Raw genomic sequence first — 21,538 nt, 5'->3', positions numbered from 1 at the left:
CGGTCGCGCTCCGCAGCCGACTGGCTTTTTTGCTGCGATAAAGCTAGTGTATGAGCATTAAAAATCCAACGATGCGACTAACCTTGCCACCTGCGAGTCACCTTTGAAATATCTAGTCTCTTTCCGCACGACGCTTCGCATTTCGCGCTATCTGTTCCGCGCGCTGGCGCTGCTAATCTGGTTACTGGGCGCGGTGCTGACCACCTTCTATATCATCAGCGTACTGCACGATAAAGAGAATAAGGTTCGTCAGGAATTCGCCAGCAACTACGGGACAATTGACTGGTACGTGCGCCACTCGGCGGGCATGATGCGTGAGCTCAAGTACATCGCTGAAAACCATTTAACCAGTAGCGGGGCCGATCCCTCAGGTCGGTTACCGGCCGGCAAAACCATTCAACCGCAGTTTACGCCACTGTATTCAGGCGACGACTGCGCCTCCATGAGCACCACCTGGCGCACCTCACTGGACTCACTTGGCAACTACATTAATTACTGGAAAAGCAACTTTGCCTCATCTTATGATCTCAGCCGGGTTTTCCTGATTAGTGGGGATAGTAAGTGCCTGGCGGATTTTGCTATCGGCAATAACGTCAGTCGCGATCGCAGTCTGAAACTGCTGCAAGAAAACCTACAACGCTACCGCAACAGCTCGGAAGAGGACCGGCGCAATCCCGCTTACTGGGTAAACAGTAGCGCGCAGCCTGGCGTGGGTAGCTTCTCTGTTGTGATGCCGATATACGTTGCCGATAAGCTTCAGGCCTTGCTGGGGGTGGAACAAAACATTCAGCTTGAGGAGTTTATTCAGCCCGGTAGCCTGCCCGTAACAGCCACGATCACGGATGAAAACTATTATCCGCTCCTGACCTCGCGCCGGGGTGGTTTAGGTTTTTCACTAAATGAATTGCCCGATGACAAAACCTGGTTTGGCTATCTTGACGGTTATCGTCAACTGGTGCTGAAAAAACCGCTGCCGCCCTCGAATCTTAACGTGGTGTGGTCGGTATCGACCGATGTACTGGTCGATCAGCTTAAGCTGATGATGATTAATGCCTTATTGCTTAATATCCTGAGCGCGATTGTGCTGTTTACGCTGGCCTGGCTATTTGAGCGGCGCATGTTTCTGCCAGCGGAAGAAAATGCCCACCGGCTGGAAGAGCATGAGCAGTTTAACCGTAAAATCGTAGCCTCGGCCCCGGTCGGGATTTGTATTCTGCGCACCAGCGATGGCACCAACATTCTCAGTAATGAGCTGGCGCACAACTATCTCACGCTGCTGACGCAAGAAGATCGTAAGCGATTGAATGAGATTATCGGTGGTCAGCAGGTTAACTTTGTCGATGTGCTGACCGGCAGCAACACCAACCTGCAAATCAGTTTCGTGCATTCCCGCTATCGAAATGAGAACGTAGCCATCTGTGTGCTGGTGGACGTGTCCGCGCGTGTCCGTATGGAGCAATCGCTACAGGAAATGGCCCATGCTGCTGAACAGGCCAGCCAGTCGAAATCGATGTTCCTCGCGACGGTCAGCCACGAACTTCGTACGCCGCTGTATGGCATCATTGGCAACCTGGATCTGCTGCAGACGCGCCAGTTGCCGAGCGGGATAGCGTCGCTGGTCACTGCAATGAATAACTCCTCCAGCCTGCTGCTGAAAATCATCAGCGACATTCTCGATTTCTCCAAAATTGAGTCGGAGCAGCTGAAGATAGAACCGCGTCCTTTCTCGCCGCGAGAAGTGATTACCCACATTGTCGGTAACTACCTCTCCCTGGTGGTAAAGAAACGTCTGACGCTTTACTGCTATATCGAGCACGATGTGCCGCAGGCGCTTGATGGCGATCCACTGCGCCTGCAACAGGTGATTTCTAACCTGCTGAATAATGCCATTAAATTTACCCATACGGGCTGCATTATCCTGCATGCCTATGTCACACAAGGCTATCTGGCGTTCCGCACGCGGGATACCGGCGTCGGCATTCCGGCAAAAGAGTTAACCCGACTGTTCGATCCTTTTTTCCAGGTGGGTAATGGCGTACAGCGTAATTTCCAGGGCACCGGGCTGGGTTTAGCGATTTGCGAAAAGCTTATCAATATGATGGACGGTGACATTGAGGTTGAGTCTGAGCCAGGAATGGGAAGCCAGTTTATTGTGCGCATTCCCATCTATAACGGTAAGCAGCCTTCAATCCCGCTGCTGGATGGGTTACAGGATAAGAAAATCTGGCTGGCGATGCGTAATGAATACCTGGCGCAGTATCTTGAACGGTTGTTAAAGCAGCATGGTATTCAGGTCGCCGAATATCAGGCTGATCCCGGCAGTGATGATGTGGTGTTAACGGATTATTCGTTAGACGTTAGCTCTCCGGTTCGCGCAGTTATCACCGTTGACGGCTCACACGTGGACATGCCGCGTGAGCCCCAGGCCGGGCGCTGGATTCACAGCACCGCTACCCTGCATGAGCTGCCAACCCTGCTGGCGCGCATTTACCGCATTGCGGTTGAATCCGACGTGAACGATGCGTTGTCGCTGGCCAGTCCGGTGGAAGAGAAAATTCATAACGACGACATTATGGTGCTGATCGTTGACGATCATCCTATCAACCGTATGTTGCTGTCAGAGCAGCTTGGCACCCTGGGTTATCAGGTTAAAACGGCACAGGATGGCGTTGATGCGTTAAATGTCCTCAGCCGTAACAGCATTGATATTGTGCTGACCGATGTGAACATGCCGAATATGGATGGCTATCGCCTGACACAGCGGTTGCGTCAGCTTGGGCATGTATTCCCGGTGGTGGGCGTGACGGCGAATGCGCTGGCGGAAGAAAAACAGCGTTGTATGGATGCCGGAATGGACAACTGTCTGTCGAAGCCAGTGACGTTAGACGTGCTGAAAACGACGCTGGGTATTTATGCGGAGCGGGTACGTAAAACGCGGGAAGGATAGCCGGGAAGAGAGGCGGTGCGTAAACGCACCGCCTGCGGACTTAATCTTTATCGATTTGGGTCGCACTCACCGATGACAGGTAGTTGAGCAGGGCGATATCGTTATCCACACCCAACTTCATCATGGCTGATTTTTTCTGGCTACTGATGGTTTTAATACTGCGGTTCAGCTTCTTGGCAATTTCTGTGACCAGGAAACCTTCAGCAAAGAGGCGCAATACTTCGCTCTCTTTTGGCGACAAACGTTTGTCGCCATAACCGCCCGCACTGATTTTCTCCAGCAGTTTAGCCACGCTTTCTGGCGTATATTTCTTGCCTTTCTGCAGGGCTGCCAGCGCTTTTGGCAGATCGGTTGGCGCACCCTGTTTCAGTACGATCCCTTCAATATCCAGATCCAGTACCGAGCTCAGAATCGCCGGGTTATTGTTCATGGTAAGAACAATAATGGACAGGTCGGGATAGTGACGTTTGATATATTTAATCAGCGTAATACCGTCACCATACTTTTCACCTGGCATGGAGAGGTCGGTGATCAGAACATTCGCATCAAGCTTGGACAGGTTGTTGATCAGCGCCGTTGAATCTTCAAATTCGCCTACAACGTTAACCCACTCAATTTGTTCCAGAGATTTTCGGATACCGAAAAGAACAATTGGGTGATCATCCGCAATAATTACATTCAAGTTATTCATCTTATTGGTTACCTTGCTGCAGCAGTTGATTGACATAAGCGTCAATATTACTGGTGGTATTTGTAATGTTTGAATCGTCACACACTTTAATGTGGTGTTCTAACTCTTCACAAAGCTGTTTGCCCGGTGTCAAATTGAGCATAGCAAACACGCCTTTAAGGCGATGAGCTGTCTGAGCAAGCGAGGCATAATCTGATATCGCTGACTCAGTATACAATCTCTTTACATCATCCGGTACTGTCTCAGTAAACAGCTGGAAATAGCCACCACTTAACAGTGGCGTGCTGGCGTCATCGTCGGTGTCATCCTCCATCACATCGTGGGACAATTGCTTCTCAATCAGTGCCAGTAATGCATCAAGTAGTGCATTGCTGAGATTGAAATTGACGCGATACTGTTGATCGTTTAAAGCATGATGGCCGGGTTCATCTTCCGCCAGCAATAAAGCCCAGCCACATAATTTGCTGGGGTCGTCAGTAATTTGTACATCATGATCCTGGCCTGAGATGCGTTCATCTGGCGTCAGGCAACGTGCGCCCCAGTTCTCCAGATGGCGACAGACGATCTTGTGAACGTCTTCAACCGCGATCTCCACCAGGGCGGTAATCCCTTCGAGAATTTTCTCTTCATCCTCTTCGCGCTTTTCTTCAAGCGTAAGCGGAAGCTGAATATTATAGCGAGTACCAATATCCGCTTTGGCGACGATTTCCAGACTGCCGCCCATCTGCTTACACAGCTGTTTACACAGGAAAAACGCCATCCCGGAAGCCTGACCATAACGATCCTGGCTGGTATCGCCCAGGAACGGGAAGTCGACATTCGCCAGTTCATCCACGGTGAGTCCGGCACCGGTGTCCACCAGCTCGATATAAAGGCGGTCGGGATGGTGCTCCGCCGTTTTCACTTCGAGCGTTATCTTGCCCCAGCGCGTCGTGATCAAGGCATAATGCATCAGCGTCGTCAGCACTTTGCGCAGGGCACGGCGATCGCCAAACCGCATTTCATCATTCGCCTGATGATTATTCACCACGAGCGATAATCCCTTGCGACGCAGCAGCGGCAGACTTTCCAGAGTGATCTCGTCCAGCAGTTCCTGCAGGTTAAACACCGAGGCATCCGGGGACCAGTCATGCGCTTCAAGGCGATTGAGCAGCACGATATCGTCAACCAGGCGGGCCAGTGACTGACTCTCATCCAGAATATCCAGCACGCTCTCGTCGTTCTCACGCTGGCTCAGGTGAACCAGCTGCGAAACGATCTTTTCCAGCGGCTGGTTTAACGCGTGACCAAGGTGATGGAGCAACTGCTGACGCATCTGGTGGTTACGATCTAACACCTGTTGCGCTTTCTGCAGCTTCTTGTTCACCAGTAGCTCACGATCCTGATCGCGCATCATAAACAGCTGAGTATGCGGTGATAAGACGCTGCGCGCGTGGCGGATTTCATACACCTCATTGTTAATCGTGGCTTGCAGTACGCCCTGATGCTGATCGGACATATTGATGATCTTCTGCAAATTAAGGTGAGGCAAAAGATGCTCAGCGATTTTATTGCTTAACAAGGTGCGATTGCTGGCGAAGTCATAGACCAGCAAGCCAACCGGTAAACTGGCGACAATCTCCTGATTGAGCACACGGAGCGAATCCAGCTCGGCGCTCTGGTTTTCACTCGGGCGCAGAGACTGTTGACGTAATAACAACATTCCGCCAAGTGACAGCAAGAACAGCACCAGGTTAATCAGCAACGGCCACATCAAATTATGCGCGCTGTCGAGCAACAGGCGTAAGAAGGGCACCTGATAGACCAGCTGTAACGATGTGCTCGGGAGCGTTGCGGCTATTTCGATATTGTGACTGACCAACGAAACCTGCGTGGTTTCGACATCTTCCTGGTTGCTGCTGGCGCTGTTATTCAGCGGAGCATCCTGACGCAGCTGGAAGTTTTCCACCGGCATATTGAGTGGAATCAAGTCATTAACAGGTAAATCAAATGCCACCACGGTGGCCAGATGGCCCGGCTGATTGAACGTCGTACGCAGGGTAAAATAGTGGTCATTCTGGAAAGCGAGATGACGCAGCGGTGAAAAGCTTTCACGCTCATCCAGCGCATTAGCCTGTTGCAGCATTTCTGCACGCCGTGCCTCAACCAGAGAACTGATGGCGTTCTCTTTGTAGCGCGTGGTCATGTCTTTCAGGGGCAGGGTGGAAATCATGATCAGGCTGTTGTCCTGACCATTTAAAAAATACATTGACCATGTCGGCGTTTCTGCACCCCATAACGTATCCAGGTAACTGGACATCCGCATCGACATATCCAGCGTGCTGCTGTCATGCGAACCGAAAATCAGCGCTTCGGTTTTGCGTCGGGTTTTTTCCAGATAGTAGACATCCGGACGCAGGCGCGTCTCTTGTAAATTCGTGGCGGGTGTCGAACCGGCGGCGCTGGTCGACAGGTTTTCATAGATCTGCCAGGTCACAAAGCGATAGGCATCAATGCGTTTTTGAATATCACGCGCCATATCCGCCATGGCATAACGTTTATCCGTCAACCAGGCATTGACGGAATTTTGCACCATAAAGCCCAGCGCCAGTAACAGCACCAGATTAAATACGATAAAAAAGCGAGTGACATTACCGGATGTCAGCGGAAACTTATACAACATAGCGCTCAGATACCTGAATTATCGCGCAACGTTGCGCGCACTGACAGCCACAGCTAACAATAACAGTGCAATAAGCAAAAATGCACCGCTAAGGCTAATCCATTGAGAAATGAACCCGATCAACGCCGGACCAGAAAGAATACCTGCATATCCCAACGTTGTCATGGCAGAAATCGCCAGGTTCGCCGGCATATCATGCTGATTACCTGCCGAATTAAATAACATGGGCACGGTGTTCGATAAACCAAAACCCACCAGTAAGAAAGCCAGCAGTGAGGCTTCTGGCCAGGGCAGGAGCACGGCTAAGGTCATGCCTGAAGCCGCCGCCAGCGCGCCCATCAACATGACCGGGTAGCGGCCAACGCGGTGAATGATTTTATCGCCGCTAAAACGTCCAATCGTCATGGCGACGGAAAACAGGGCATAGCCCAGCCCGGCATGCGCCGTTGTCATTGAGGGGTTTTGTAACAGCAGAAGTGCGCCCCAGTCGAGCACGGCTCCTTCCGCTAAAAACAGAATAAAACACAGCATGCCCAGAAAGGCGACGCGTCCACGCGGAATCACCAGCCACGACTGATCGGGCTGATGTAAGCGCTGATTCATATAGGTTGGCAGACGCCAGAGCAACAGTACCCCCATCACGGCCATAATGATTAACACGGCTATTAACGGGGTAAACGTCAGGCTTAACAGCAGGCTAACCGCACCGGCACCCAGAATACCGCCCAGGCTAAAAAAAGCATGGAAGCCTGACATCATCGGTCTGCCGGCTGCTTTTTCCACTTCTACCGCCTGATAGTTCATGGCGACGTCCAGCATGCCCAGTCCGGCACCAAACAGCATCAATGTTGCTGCCATTAACAGATGTGTTTGCACTGTGGCGAGCAGCGGCATCATGAATAACACCACTAACGTCGAACAGACCATCACCCTGCGGCAGCCAAAGCGCGCCACTAAGGTGCCGGTCACCGGCATGGCAAGGAGTGAGCCAATTCCCAGACACAGCAAAAGCGCACCCAATGAGGCGCCATCTAAGTGCAACCGATCGCGTGCATAGGGCACCAACGGAGCCCAGGCAGACATCCCCAATCCGTTGATCAAAAAAATAGTACGGGTGCCCCCGCTCAGGCGGCTGTCAGATTGGCTTGATTTTGCGGCATCCAGTGCTGTCATGGCTCTAATTCATCAGTAGCAAAGCAGAAAAGTGTAGCATCAATTTCCTGTAAAACGCTGTGAGAACACAGGTTTAACAGGTTAAGCGGCCTGCTGTAACAGGTCATGAGAAAAGCCAGTGTACCGACTTTTATCCTGATGGATTTGTTTTCCAGAACTTTCCTGGCACAGCCCGCGAATAAACCCCAAACAGCTCCCTTTCCAGGACGATCTTCATCACAAATTCGCAAGGTGAATAGCTTAGCTGAATTTGAGTATCTGGCAGAAAGCCAAGAACCCAAAAAAGAGAGTCTTTTCCGTCACTTTTGCTCTTTACTGGAAACATTTAGCAATGTTTTGACATGGGAGATCATCTTTCCCACCCTGTGCTCTACTGATTAATCACAAATATGGCTAATGTTATTTTGATTAATTCATAAATAAAACTGCATCTTATGATTGATTTTTAAACGCGATAAGTTAACTATTGATTGCATGGTGTTGCTGTTTATGAACATCGGTTAACAAGAATTTTAAAAAATAAAGTAAATGCTTAGGACATGGTCGGTTTTCTGTGTCTTTTTGTCGCACTGCCCACACCAGACTGAAACGTTTTCTGATACACAGCATGAAAAAACGTCAATGTGAAATCATAACTTATTTTTATGGTTTTACATTTCAGATAATTAGATATTCTGGTGGAGCAAGGTCAAGATGGCAGAACTCACTCAAAGTCGCGTCGATATCATTTCTCGTGCAAATGGTACGCTCACGTCTCAGGTCAACGGCGGCATAACACAAACGATTACGCTCAGTGAACCCAGCGTTGTACGCATCAACGGGACACGTGAGGCCGTCGTACAATACCAGCGTCAGGGCGACGATCTTATCGTCCAGATGCGTGACGGAAGTTCTGTTCGCTACAAAAAATTCTTCCTGGATGATGCCGCAGGCGATCACAGTGAACTTGTCTTTGACGATGGCGTGAACCCGCCCGATCATGCGCTCTTTCCCACCACGGCTGGTGCAACCGATTTAGCCACGACAACCGTGACGCCCAGCTATGAGTCGCTGGATAGCGTGGAGCCGCTTCTGCTGGCAGATAACAGCAATATTTCCACCGGCCTGATGACGGCGAGTGGTGTCGGCTTGCTGGGTCTTGCGGGCGCTGCACTTGGCACCCGCCGTGGCGGTGGTGGTGGTGGCGGAGAAGACAACGCGGCTACGCCAGGAACTCCAGGTACACCGGGAACGCCAGGCACACCCAATACACCTTCCCTTAGCGTTAATCCGTTTGCCGGTGACAACGTACTGAACAATACCGAGAAGGCCAGCGATCAGCCGGTGTCGGGCACCACCACCAACGTCGAGGCGGGGCAGACCGTTACCGTAACGCTGGGCGGGCAGACCTACACCACCACCGTCGGGCCAGACGGCAGCTGGAGCGTGACGGTGCCGTCGGCGGCGCTGACCGCGCTGGCGGCGGGCACCACCACGCTTAACGTCACCGTCAGCAATGCGGCGGGCACTACCGCCAGCGCAGAGCAGGTTGTGACGGTGGATGCTCCGGTTACCACGCCGGGCGCACCGACGCTGACCGTTGATCCGTTTGCCGGTGACAACGTTCTTGATAATACCGAGAAGGCCAGCGATCAGCCGGTGTCGGGCACCACCACCAACGTCGAGGCGGGCCAGACCGTCACCGTAACGCTGGGCGGGCAGACGTACACCACCACCGTCGGGCCAGACGGCAGCTGGAGCGTGACGGTGCCGTCGGCGGCGCTGACCGCGCTGGCGGCGGGCACCACCACGCTTAACGTCACTGTCAGCAATGCGGCAGGCACTATCGCAAGCACGCAGGAAACCATTACGGTGGATGCCCCGGTTACGCCACCGGGCCCACCGACCATCACGGTGGACAACTTCGCCGGTGACAACGTACTGGATAACGCCGAAAAGGCCAGCGATCAGCTGGTATCGGGCACCACCACCAACGTCGAGGCGGGGCGGACCGTCACCGTAACGCTGGGCGGGCAGACGTACACCACCACCGTCGGACCAGACGGCAACTGGAGCGTGACGGTGCCATCCGCAGCGCTCGGGGCGCTGGCAGCCGGTTCCACCACCATTGACGTCAGCGTCAGCAATAGTGCAGGCGCCAGTGCAACCAATAATGAATCCATTACCGTCGAACCGGCAACGGGTACGCCTGGTACATTGACCATATCGCAGCCACTGGGCGGTGATGGCTTCCTCAATGCCCTTGAAGCAGGACAAGGATTAACCGTAAAAGGGTCGATCGCGGGTGGTTCGCCAGGGCAGCAGGTTGCAGTCAATTTTAATGGCGTTAATTACAACGGAACGGTAGATGCGAATGGCCTCTGGTCCGTCACCATTCCGTCAACCGCGTTTAACGGGGTAAGCGATGGGCTGAAGCAGATCACCGTCAGTACGGTAGACGCCAACGGTAATCTGTTATCCGATACTGCAGACGTTACGTTGCAGGCTACGACCCTGCCAGCCATTACCCTGGATGCCGGATCGGTGAGCGATGGGGTGATTAACAACCTGGACACCGCCAGCGATCAGGTGCTGAGCGGCAGTACCGGGATTACCGGTGCCGGGCAACAGGTGCAGGTTCAGTTGGGTGGCAAAACCTATGATGTTCCGGTTAACAGCGACGGCAGCTGGAGCGTGACGCTACCCGCAGGCGATCTTGCTGTGCTGCCCCAGGGCAACAATTCACTGATCGTTAGCGCAATCGATCAGGCCGGAAACGTGGTTACCCAGACCAGCACCGTAACCATTGATACGCTGCCACCCTCATTGGGCGTGGACCCCGTGGGCGGCGATAATACGCTCAGCGTAAGCGATTTGACGCAACCGCTGGTATTGAGCGGTACCGGTCAGAATGGCGATCAGGTCACCATGTCACTCAATGGCCGGTTCTATCGCACATTTGTCACGACTAATGGGCGCTGGTCGTTACGCATCGATCAGTCCGATCTGGCTGCGTTGCCTTCAGGTAATAATCCTTTTACGGTGACCATCACCAACGCGAATGGCAGTCAGACGACCTATACCAGCGAGCTGAATGTCGCCACAGCACCAGAAGTGCAACCCACGCTGAGCGTTGACAGCGGGACTTTTGCTGGCAACGGTGTGCTGGATGGGTCAGAGCAAAAACTCCCTCAAACCCTTACCGGCACATCGACTAACGTAGAGGCCGGCCAGCAAGTCACCGTAACCATTAACGGTGTCACTTACAGCGGCACCGTTGAGGCAAGCGGAAACTGGAGCATCAGTATACCGCCAGCCGCACTGGCAACCCTGAATGAGGGTAATCAGGCCCTGACCGTCACCGTGGTGAATGCCGCAGGTAACACGACCAGCACTGAGCTTAACTTTGTGGTTGACGCAACGGGAAGCAGCGTTGCTCTGGCTCCTGCAGGCAACAACAACTATCTCAATGCCGATGACGTGGCAAGCGAGGTGGTGCTTAGCGGCAGCACCAGCAATATTCCGGCGGGCAGCATTGTTAACGTCAACGTTAACGGCACGAACTACACCGGTACGGTGGGTGCGGATGGCAACTGGACGGTTACGCTGCCGGCCGGCAGCCTCGTGGGATTACCTAACGGTGCACTTCCGGTGACGACCACCATCACTGACGCTGACGGCAATACGCTGGCGACCAGTACCTCAGATATTAATGTCGTGGCGACGGACGTGCCGGTTGCCACACCGGGTGATGCCTTTGTTGATGGCGTACTGAATGCCAGTGAAGCGGCAGCGGGCGGTTTTATCACCGGCAACAGTGGTGTAACCGGAGAAGGGCAGCGCGTTGTCGTCAGTCTTAATGGCGTCAACTACACCGGTATCGTCGATAACGCCGGTAACTGGCAGGTCAATATTCCTTCTGGCGTGCTCACCGCCTTACCCCAGGGAACGGTGCCTTATACAGTGACCGTTACCGACATTGCCGGTAACACCAGCAATGCGTCCGGCAATGTCACAGTGGATACCTTACCGCCAGCGCTGACGGTGGCTACGCCGTCTGGTGATGGCGTTCTCAATGCTGCTGAACTTCAGCAACCACTGGTCTTGAGCGGTAACAGCGAAGGCAATGCCGTTATCGTGGCGAATATTAACGGCACAACGGTCAGCACCACCGCCAATCCAGACGGTAGCTGGACGCTGGAAGTACCGCCTGCTGCGTTCAATGGGCTGACCAACGGCAGTTATCCTTTAACCATTACCGCCACCGATCCGGCGGGCAATATCACGACCGATACCAGCAACCTGACGGTCAAGGCAGATGCGGCTTCATTACCCACACTCACGCTGAATGCTTTTGCCGGTGACAATCTGATTGATGGGGCGGAACGACAGGTTAATCAGGAACTGTCGGGTACCACGACGAACGTCGAGGCCGGGCAGGTGGTGACACTGACCGTGGGTAGCGATGTGTTTAGCGGTACCGTTCAGGCAGATGGAACATGGCGGCTGACGGTGCCAGCTACCGTTCTGTCGTCCCTGGCGGATGGCAGTGCCACCTACACGGTTGCCGTCAGCGATGCAGCAGGAAATACCACGACAGCGGATCTTGCTCTCACGGTTAACAGCAATGCATCTGGCGTGGCGCTGGATATCATAAGCGGTGATAACTTCCTGAATGCCAGCGAAGCTGGTGAGCCGTTAATCATCACGGGAACCACCGTGAATGTGGCACCAGACAGCACCGTCACGCTGCAGTTTAACAATGTCACTTATAACGCCGTGGTCTCCGCTGGCGGTACATGGAGCGTGATCATCCCGGCTGCTGCGCTGGCGAGCCTGGCGGATGGTCCTGCCACGTTGACGGTGACAGCGACGGACACGACGGGTGCCGCCCTGAGCAGTTCAGGCACCTTAAACGTTGCGATCAACAACCTGCCTAATCCTGTCGTGATTACGGCATTCGGTGACGGCACCCTCAATGCCGCTGATATTTCCAGCACACAACAGCTGAGCGGAACCACGGGCGTAAGCGGTGTGGGTCAGACCGTCAGTGTTTCACTGGGCGGCAATGTTTATAACGGTACGGTAGACGGCAATGGTAACTGGCGTGTGAGTATTCCTGCCGATGCCTTAACTACACTGAATGAAGGCAGCGCCAACTACAGGGTTACGGTCACTGACGCCGCGGGTAACAGCCGTGAGGTAGACGGTAATGTTAACGTTGATCTCACGCCACCAAACCTGACGCTGGACCCGGTCGCCGGGGATAATATCGTTGACGCTTCAGAAAGCACCGCGCCCATCGTGCTCAGCGGCAGCAGTGACGCCGGTGAAGGCCAGGTGGTGACCATCACCCTCAATAACCAGGTGTGGAATACCACGGTCGATGCGAACGGCAACTGGAGCTTTACTCTGCCCGCGGGTGCCCTTGCCGATGTTGCGGCGGGAAGCTATACCCTGGCGGTGACCGTCAGCGATGCGGCGGGCAACAGTTTTACAGAAACCCGTGATATTACGGTCGCGACGGGGACCTTAGCGATAAGCATTAATACGCCATTTGCCGATGATTATATCAGTCAGGTCGAGGCGGCCAGCGAACAAACGCTCACGGGCACGACCGGTCTCACCGGTGCGGGCCAGATTGTGACCATCACGCTGGGCGGTAATGACTATGCGGCAACGGTGGATGCACAGGGTAACTGGACGGTCACGCTTAGCAGCGCAGTCTTGCAGGCACTGCCTGAAGGCGCGAATACGGTCGTCGTCAACGTCAGTGATGCCACGGGCAGCAATAGCGGCAGCCTGAGCACGTCGGTCACGGTCGACTTCACACCACCTGAACTCAGCCTTAATCCTGTTACCGGTGATAACCAGATTAACGCGCTGGAAATCCAGCAAAATATTCCGATTACCGGCACCGCATCGCTGGCCGATGCAGGGCAAACGGTGACGGTGACACTGCAGGGTGAAACCTATCAAACGCTGGTTTTGTCGGACGGCACCTGGCGTCTTGAGATTCCAGCCAGCGTGATGCAGGGCTTGCCGGATGGCACCTATCAACTGGACATAACGCTGACGGATGCCGCAGGCAACCAGACGGCGTTAACCCAGACGCTGACGCGCGTTGCAGACAGCGCGGCATTGCCTGTACTGACCGTTGATGCCATCAGCGATGATAATTATGTTAACCGGGTTGAAGCGGCTGCAGAGTTAACCATCAGCGGCGGCAGTACTAATCTGACGGCGGGTCAGGTGGTAACGGTCTCGCTGAATGGTCAGAATTATACGGGTGAAGTGCAGAATGATGGCCGCTGGACAATTACCGTCCCGCAGGCGGATGTGAGTGCATTACCTGACGGACAGCTGAGCGTCGTCGTCAGCGCCACCGACGCTGCAGGCAACCCGACCAGCAGCAACGTAACCCTGAATGTCATTGCCAGTGACGCTGCCCAGCCGACGCTGAGTGTGGACGTGGTCGCCAATGATGACATTATTAACGCAATCGAAGCGGGTTCGGACCTTGACGTGAGCGGCGGCAGTACGCATCTGGCGCAAGGAACGGTAGTGACCGTCACGCTGAACGGCGTCGGCTATACCGGTTCGGTGGATGCCAGCGGCAACTGGACGGTGTCAGTGCCGTCTTCAGCCCTGAGTGGCCTGCCTTCTGGTTCACAACAAACCTTTGTCGTCACGGCGGATGATGTGGCAGGCAATACGGCCCTGACCAATCACAATGTGGCGGTTGATACGACCCTGCCGGTATTGAGCGATATCAACCTGAGCGCAGGCGCGTCACTTAACCAGGCGGAGTCGTTGCAGGATTTAACCGTCAATGGCAACAGCGATCCGGGCGCGCAGATTACCGTCGTGCTGAATCAGATCACTTATACCACCTTTGCAGACGGTAACGGCGCCTGGTCACTGGCGATCCCGGCTGCGGATTTGCAGCAACTTAATGATGGACGCCAGACGTTCACCATTACCGCCACGGACGTCAACGGCAATATCACGACCAATAACAGCACCACGCTGGATGTGGCCTTCCGCACATTGCCTGAGCTGACGCTGGATACGCCGTTTGGTGATGGGCTTGTCAGTCAGGCTGATGCGGCGGGCGAGCTTACACTCAGCGGCAATGCCACCAATCTGCCAGAGGGCACCCCGATCACGGTGACGATCGGCGATCAGACGTTTAATACGGCAGTCGGCGCCAACGGTGCCTGGACCTTAACGCTGGCACCGGGCGCGCTGGACGCATTACCAGATGGCGCAACGCAGGTGGTTGTCACCGCCAACGATGCAGCAGGGAATCCGGCTGAAGTCAGCGCAGGTGTAGAGATCCTGGTGACGACACCGGCCGATCCAACGATAACCCCAACGTTGTTTGGCGATAACGTCATTAACACCAGCGAAGCGGCCTCGGTGCAATTAATTACCGGCACGGCGCCGTTTGGCGACGGACAAACCGTCAGCGTCAGCGTAGATGGCACACCGCTTAACGTGACCATTGATGCGAACGGCAACTGGAGCGCCAGCCTGCCGCCAGACGTGATAGCCGGGCTGGCGGATGGAACGCACACGATCAGCGTGACCACCACTGACCGTGCCGGAAATACTTCGGCGACTGCCACGCAAGACTTCACGACGGCCACTGCCCCCATTGCGCTGCCGACGCTCAATACGCCATTTGGTGATGGCCGTATCAACGCTGTCGAAGCGCAAACCGATGGCACGTTAAGCGGCAACCTGAATATCGATAATGCAGCATCCGTTACGGTAACGGTTAACGGCACAGCCTATGCCGCGACCATCAATGGTGATGGGACCTGGTCACTGGGTCTGCCTTCAACCTTATTGCAGTCACTGCCAGACGGTAACTGGCCGGTCACGCTGACCGTGACAGACACCAACGGCAATACGGCATCCATCAACAGCAACATCGTGGTTGCCATACAAACGCTGCCAGATGTCAGCCTCAATCTGCCGTTCGGTGACGGCGCATTGAATGCCAGTGAAGCAGCACAAAATCAGACACTTACCGGTTCGACAGGCATTAGCGGGGATGGTCAGACGGTAACGGTCATCCTTAGTGGCTTTAATAATGATCAGCCGCTCAGTGCCACCGTTCAGCCTGACGGAAGCTGGTCACTGGTGCTGACGCCCGATCAAATGGCGCAGATCCCTAACGGCAGCCATGTGATTACCGTCACCGCCACGGATATTGCGGGCAATACCGACAGCACCACGCTTAATGTGGTCACCGCCGTCACCGTTCCTGTGCCAACCTTTGCCGACCTGCAGTTTGGTGGCGACAATGTGCTGAACATCAGCGAGGCCGCCGCAGGCGTAACGCTGACCGGTACGACCGGCAGCACCGGCGCAAACCAGGCAGTAAGCATCAGCGTGGATCTCAACGGAACACGCTATCCTGGGACTGTCGATGCGAATGGCAACTGGAGCGTCACGATTCCACCTAATGCATTAAATGCGATTGGCACGGGTCCCCACAGCGTCACCGTGAATGTGGTGGATGCCACGGGCAACCCCGCCACCGCGCAGTTTACCTTTAACGCCGATCTGACCCCGCCGGCACCGAGCGTCGATCCGCTGCCACGTGACGGCTATGTCAACGCCGCTGACGTGGCGAGTGGCATCTCTCTGACGGGCAGTACTGGTGAGGCTGGTGACGGGCAACAGGTGGTGGTGACCATTGGCACCACCACGTTCAATGCCCAGATCGCGGCGGACGGTAGCTGGACATTGCCGTTGAGTAACGCGCAGCTGGAAGCCTTTACCGACGGCACCTATCCGGTTTCCATCACCGTCACCGATCCCGCCGGAAACAGTACGACGCTCAGCGAATCGCTGGTGATCGATACCACGCCACCTTCGATCACCGGGGTGACGTTTGCGGGTGATAATGCGCTCGATTACGCCGAGAGTATTCAGTCTCAGGTATTGACCGGGGTCGCTGAGGGCGCGGAAACCGGCACACAGTTAACCGTTTCCTATAACGGCACCGTGCTGGGTACGGCGGTCGTGGGCGCGAATGGTGCCTGGAGCCTGACGCTGACGCCAGAGCAAATGAGCACCTTTACACAACCGACCACCACCTTAACGCTTGCCGTTAGCGATCTGGCAGGCAATCCGGTCACCCAGGATCTGACGCTACAGGTTGATCTGACACCGCCACCAGGCCCGCTCGTCACGCTGGGCACTGTGTCGGGTGACAATATCATTAGTACGGTCGATCAGCAGGCGGGCGGCGTTGTGGTCAGCGGAACATCGCAAAACCTGGGGGATAGCGGCGTCGTCACCGTCGTGATCAACGGGGTGGAGTACAGCACCACGATCGACGCTAACGGTAACTGGACCACGGCAACGCTGCCGGTCAGTGATTTCGGAAGCACTGACGGACCTGTCACCATCACCGTCAACGCCACCGACGGAACGGATACCGTGTCCACCAGCGGTACCGTTCAGATCGATCTGACGGCACCCACACTGACGATTAACAGCTTCGCAGGCGATGATGTGGTTAACGCCAGTGAGAGTTCAACGCGTCAGACGATCAGTGGTACAGCAGACACCAGCGAAACGGGCCGCACGGTGACCGTGACGCTGAACGGTAAAACCTATACAGGCATCGTCCAGAGCGACGGAACCTGGTCCACCAGCGTGCCAGCCAGCGATATGCAGGCACTGGCCAACGGTGAAACGACCATTACTGCGCAGTTGACCGATGCCGCCGGTAACACAGGCACCGCCAGCCGTAATATTGACGTTGATACGAGCGCACCATTGATTGAAATTGATAGCTTCCTCGGCGATAACCTGGTTAATGCCGCCGATCTTGCCGTCGGGCAGGTGTTAACGGGCCGTGCCACGGGGGCAGAAGAGGGACAAACCATTTCTCTGTATGTCGGAGATGGTGCCCCCATCGCGACAGGTGTCATTGGTGCTAACGGCGTCTGGAGCATTGATTTAACACCGGAGGTGCTGTCCAGCCTCAATGATGGTGCGCTGGTGTTTGGCGTTCGCGTCAACGATCAGGCGGGTAATCAAACGGATGCCACTATCACCGTGAACAAGGTGGTTAACGCCGCCTTAACGCTGGTGGTTGATTCCGTGTTTGGTGACGGCACGCTGAGCGCGATCGACACGACGGTTGCTCAGACCATTACCGGTACGGCAACGTCGGCGGGTGTAGGCGCAACGGTCGCGGTTACGCTTGGCGGCACCACGCTGACCAGCACTGTCGGTCAGGACGGTAAATGGGCGATTGTCGTGCCGCCATCTGTCCTGGGTTTGCTGAGCGATGGTGAACTGGCTGTGAACGTGACGCTAACCGACGCGGCAGGCAACACCCGCAGCGTTGGCGAAACGGTCACCGCGATTGTCGATGCCGTGCCTGTAGTGGGTAACCTGACCGGCCTGTTTGGCGGTGATAATTTGCTGAACATTGCCGAAGCGGCGGTCAATCAACAGATTGGCGGGGTGATTGAGAACGCGGCGGTAGGTTCACGCGTGACCGTTATCCTGGGAACTCACACTTATAACACCACGGTTCAGGCCGGTGGTAACTGGAGCGTGACGCTGCCGTCCAGCGATCTGACGTCGTTACTTGATGGTAATCTGACCCTGGGCGTTACCGTTACCGATGCCGTTGGCAATGTCGCCAGCAACAGCGCGACTATCGGTATCTTTACGCAAACCCCAACCATCAACCTGACGTCACTGTTCGGCGATGGTGTGCTTAACCTGGTCGATATTGCCACCAGCCAGACCATTAGCGGCGTGGTGAACAACGTTGCTGCAGGTTCACTGGTCACGCTGAACGTGGGTAACAGCCAGGTAACGGCAACAGTGGGCAGCAACGGGGCTTTCACCGCCACCGTAACGCCGGATATTCTCGGCACCCTGGCACAGGGTAATCTCACCGTTAGCGCAACGGTCACCGATCCAGCAGGAAATACCGCCTCCACCAGTGCCGGTATTCGTGTGGATACTCTTGCGCCTACGCTTACCATCAGCCCGCTGTTTGGTGACGGCTTGCTGAATGCCGCCGATGCGCTGCTGGGGCAGACCATTGGTGGCGTCGTGAGCGGTGCAGAAGCAGGTTCTCGTGTCGTGGTGACCGTGGGTGGTCAGCAAATCGTCACGGCAACCGACGCCAGTGGTAACTATTCGGTGGCGCTGACGCCAAGGCTGCTCCAGGGCCTGACGGACGGTACCTTGACGGTCGGCGTCAGCGTCACGGACAGCGCCGGTAATACCGCCAATAGTTCAGCTTCTGCCACTGTAGGTATCAACAATTTACCTAAAGTGACACTCAACCCACTGTTTGGGGATGGCGTACTGAATATTGCCGAGTCGCTGATAACCCAGACGGTTAGCGGCACCGCAACCGGTGTAGCCGCCGGCGGTACTGTAAGGCTGGCGATTGGCAGCACCACGTTAACCGCGGTGGTCAACAGTGATGGCACCTTCTCGGCAACGGTTTCACCGGCCATTCTGTCAACCCTGCTCAGCGGTAATTTTACGGTGGGTGCCTCGGTCACCGATGCTGTGGGTAATACCACGTCCACCAGCGCAGGCGTGCAGCTGGCCCTGACTCAGCCTTCTCTGACGGTCAATACCGTGTTTGGTGACGGCATTCTGAGCGCCGCCGATCTGGCTTCTAACCAGACCATCAGCGGCACATCAAACCTGTCTGCGGGGGCGACAGTCAGTGCAACGCTAAACGGCATCACCTATTCAACGAAAGTCATCAGCGGCGGCAGTTGGACGATCAGCGTGCCAAAAACCGATTTGACGGGCATCAGCGATGGCGTTAAAGCCGTTGCGGTGACCGGCACGGATGTTAACGGCAATACCGTGACGGGCAGCGGTAGCCTGAGCGTCATCAGTAACACCGCGCCTGCCTTGACGATTACCTCGCTGTTTGGCGATAACGCGTTGAACGTGGCGGATGTTAAAACCACCCAGACCATCAGCGGTACAGCCACTAACGCCGAAGGTTCGGTGGTGCAGGTGACGATTGGCAACCAGACCTTTACGACCACGGTCAGCAGCAATGGAAACTGGAGTATTCCTGTCGCTGCTTCCAGTCTCGCGGCGATTGCAGATGGGCTCTATACCGTCTCGGCCAGCGTGATCAACGGCGTGGGTAACACGGGCAATGCATCGGCTTCGCTGGGCGTCGCCAGCCGGACTACGCCAACGGCGGGCATCAACAGCTACTTCGGTGGTGATGGTTATCTGAATATCACTGAGGCGAATGTTGCAGAAACCATCAGCGGCACCAGCAGTAATGCGGTTGGGGGGCAGGTTTCCGTTAACGTGGCGGGTAATATTTTCACGACCACGATAGGCAGTAACGGTACCTGGACGATAAGTGTGCCGTCAGCCACCCTGAAAGGCATTGCAGACGGAAGCCATTCTGTTGCCGTCACCGTTACCGATGTGGGCGGTAACAGCACCACGACCACAAGTAGCTTTACGGCACTGTCGCACAACCAGCCCCTTGTGGGCGCGGACCCCGTTCTGAGCGTAGTGTCATCGTTGGTAAATGGACTCACCGTGCAAGGGGGTTCGCTTAACGCGGCTCAGGGTACAAAAGTCAGCGTCACCTTGCTACTGGCGAACGGCAACAACGGACCGACGATCAATACCACGACGGATGCGCTGGGACGTTACTCCGCTAACTTCAGCCCTTCGCTGTTGTCGGTAGGTGGACTGCTGCTGTCCTTAAATACGCTGGCTAAGATCACCATTACGGATGTGGCCGGTAACAGCTACACCACAACCAATACGTTGCTGGCAGGTGCTGTGTTGCCGGTGGCCACCACGTCGGCGACCGAATCCGTTGCGCTGTTCTCGGTGGTGGACGACAGTGCTGCGTCCAGTCTGGATACGCATCACAACACGCAGTCCACTGAACAGGCAACACCTACGGTGCATGTGGCTTCAACCCTGACTACCGAGGCCGATGTGGCCGCGCCGGTCAGTGCGGCGGAGGAGAATACGGCTGTCGCGGCGGCTGCCGTGGCAGAAACCGCAGTAGATCAAACGCCAGCAGAGGAAAGCTACAGCATAGGAGGCGTGGTGATTACGCTGGCCGATGGCACGACGTCAGAAGGTGCAACGGTCAACGGTAGCAGTGGTGCTGATACGGTCACGGTAAGCGATCTGCACTTTAACCATATTGATGGCGGAGCCGGTACCGATACGCTGGTGCTGAACGGTGAACATCTGACGCTGGATCTGACCGATCTTGGTCTGAAAGTGGAAAATATTGAAGTGCTTGATCTCGGTCAGAGCGGGACGAATTCAGTGAAACTGGATCTCAACGAGGCACTGAATATTACTGACAAACAGAGCGATGATCTGATGATTAAAGGGGCTGACGGCAGCCTGGTCACCCTGGTTAACAGCCTGGGCGGTACGTGGGAGATCAGTGGAGAGCGCATGGTGAATGGCCAGTCCTATGAGGTCTACCATAACTCGGCACTCACCAATGACAACACGCTTGGGGATGTGCTGGTCCAGCACAATCTGCAGGTACACGTCGTCTAAATTGCCACATCGTAGTTAAGCAGTGACTCACAGCAGCGGTTGCGTAAGCACCCGCTGCTTTTTTCTGCAAAATTGCGGGCCGCCACGCTCTGTGAGCGATGCGCAAAATGGACGCACTGGCTGGAGGCCAGCCTGCTTATAAACCTGCACCAGGCCTTGCGTTGCCGTTTCGGGCAAAGGCTTCCTGTCTGAGTAAAGTGGGCCGCATAGCGCAAACCCGCGGGCCGTGGAAACCTCTGCGCAGTTACCTGTATCCATACGACGGGTTGGCCGCAGCCTTACTTTTGACGCTTTGGCATCCTGCATTGCCGCTTTTAAGAATGGTAAGCCCTGCAACTTATTCAAACAGGTTGTTGTTTATTTTTTCTTAACTGGTAAAGGAGGATGTAACTGATTAAAAAATCGCCTTTCAGTAAAGATATTTGATAATTGGTGATTTTTAGAATGAACCGCTGGGGGATATGTACTATTAATATTAACTCGTGCTTAGCGGTCTCTATTAAACGCA

At 55.1% G+C, this 21,538-nt stretch carries 5 protein-coding genes; 2 read left to right on the top strand and 3 right to left on the bottom strand.

What is annotated here, in order from left to right; translation table 11 throughout:
• The first annotated feature begins 103 nt into the window (after window positions 1-103).
• Window positions 104-2,947: a two-component system sensor histidine kinase RcsC gene (gene rcsC / locus A6A26_RS19530; protein WP_063880273.1), complete on the top strand. Its 2,844-nt coding sequence runs from the start codon at window positions 104-106 to the stop codon at window positions 2,945-2,947.
• A gap of 40 nt (window positions 2,948-2,987) precedes the next feature.
• On the opposite strand, the gene rcsB is transcribed toward rcsC, so the two are convergent.
• From rcsB to A6A26_RS19515, 3 genes are read right to left on the bottom strand one after another with little or no spacing between them, the layout of a single operon-like run.
• Window positions 2,988-3,638 (bottom strand): response regulator transcription factor RcsB, encoded by a 651-nt coding sequence (gene rcsB, locus A6A26_RS19525; RefSeq protein WP_014605387.1) that lies wholly within the window; start codon window positions 3,636-3,638, stop codon window positions 2,988-2,990.
• 1 nt (window position 3,639) lies between these two features.
• Window positions 3,640-6,300, bottom strand: coding sequence for a phosphotransferase RcsD (gene rcsD / locus A6A26_RS19520; protein ID WP_063880272.1), 2,661 nt, complete (start codon window positions 6,298-6,300; stop codon window positions 3,640-3,642).
• 18 nt (window positions 6,301-6,318) lie between these two features.
• Complete coding sequence (locus A6A26_RS19515) at window positions 6,319-7,473, bottom strand: MFS transporter (protein ID WP_063880271.1); 1,155 nt, start codon at window positions 7,471-7,473, stop codon at window positions 6,319-6,321.
• A 693-nt stretch (window positions 7,474-8,166) separates the two neighbouring features.
• Here A6A26_RS19515 and A6A26_RS19510 point away from each other — a divergent pair.
• Window positions 8,167-21,030: an Ig-like domain-containing protein gene (locus A6A26_RS19510; protein WP_063880270.1), complete on the top strand. Its 12,864-nt coding sequence runs from the start codon at window positions 8,167-8,169 to the stop codon at window positions 21,028-21,030.
• The last annotated feature ends 508 nt before the right edge of the window (window positions 21,031-21,538 follow it).

This window comes from Pantoea sp. OXWO6B1 (assembly GCF_001641135.1).
GTDB lineage: Bacteria > Pseudomonadota > Gammaproteobacteria > Enterobacterales > Enterobacteriaceae > Pantoea > Pantoea allii.
Note: the sequence above shows the minus strand (reverse complement) of the source record. Positions and strands in the feature narration are given on the sequence as shown.

Coding starts and splice junctions, on each gene's coding strand:
- rcsB (WP_014605387.1), bottom strand. CDS start 3,638: ATGAATAACTTGAATGTAATTATTGCGGATGATCACCCAATTGTTCTT.
- rcsD (WP_063880272.1), bottom strand. CDS start 6,300: ATGTTGTATAAGTTTCCGCTGACATCCGGTAATGTCACTCGCTTTTTT.
- A6A26_RS19515 (WP_063880271.1), bottom strand. CDS start 7,473: ATGACAGCACTGGATGCCGCAAAATCAAGCCAATCTGACAGCCGCCTG.
- A6A26_RS19510 (WP_063880270.1), top strand. CDS start 8,167: ATGGCAGAACTCACTCAAAGTCGCGTCGATATCATTTCTCGTGCAAAT.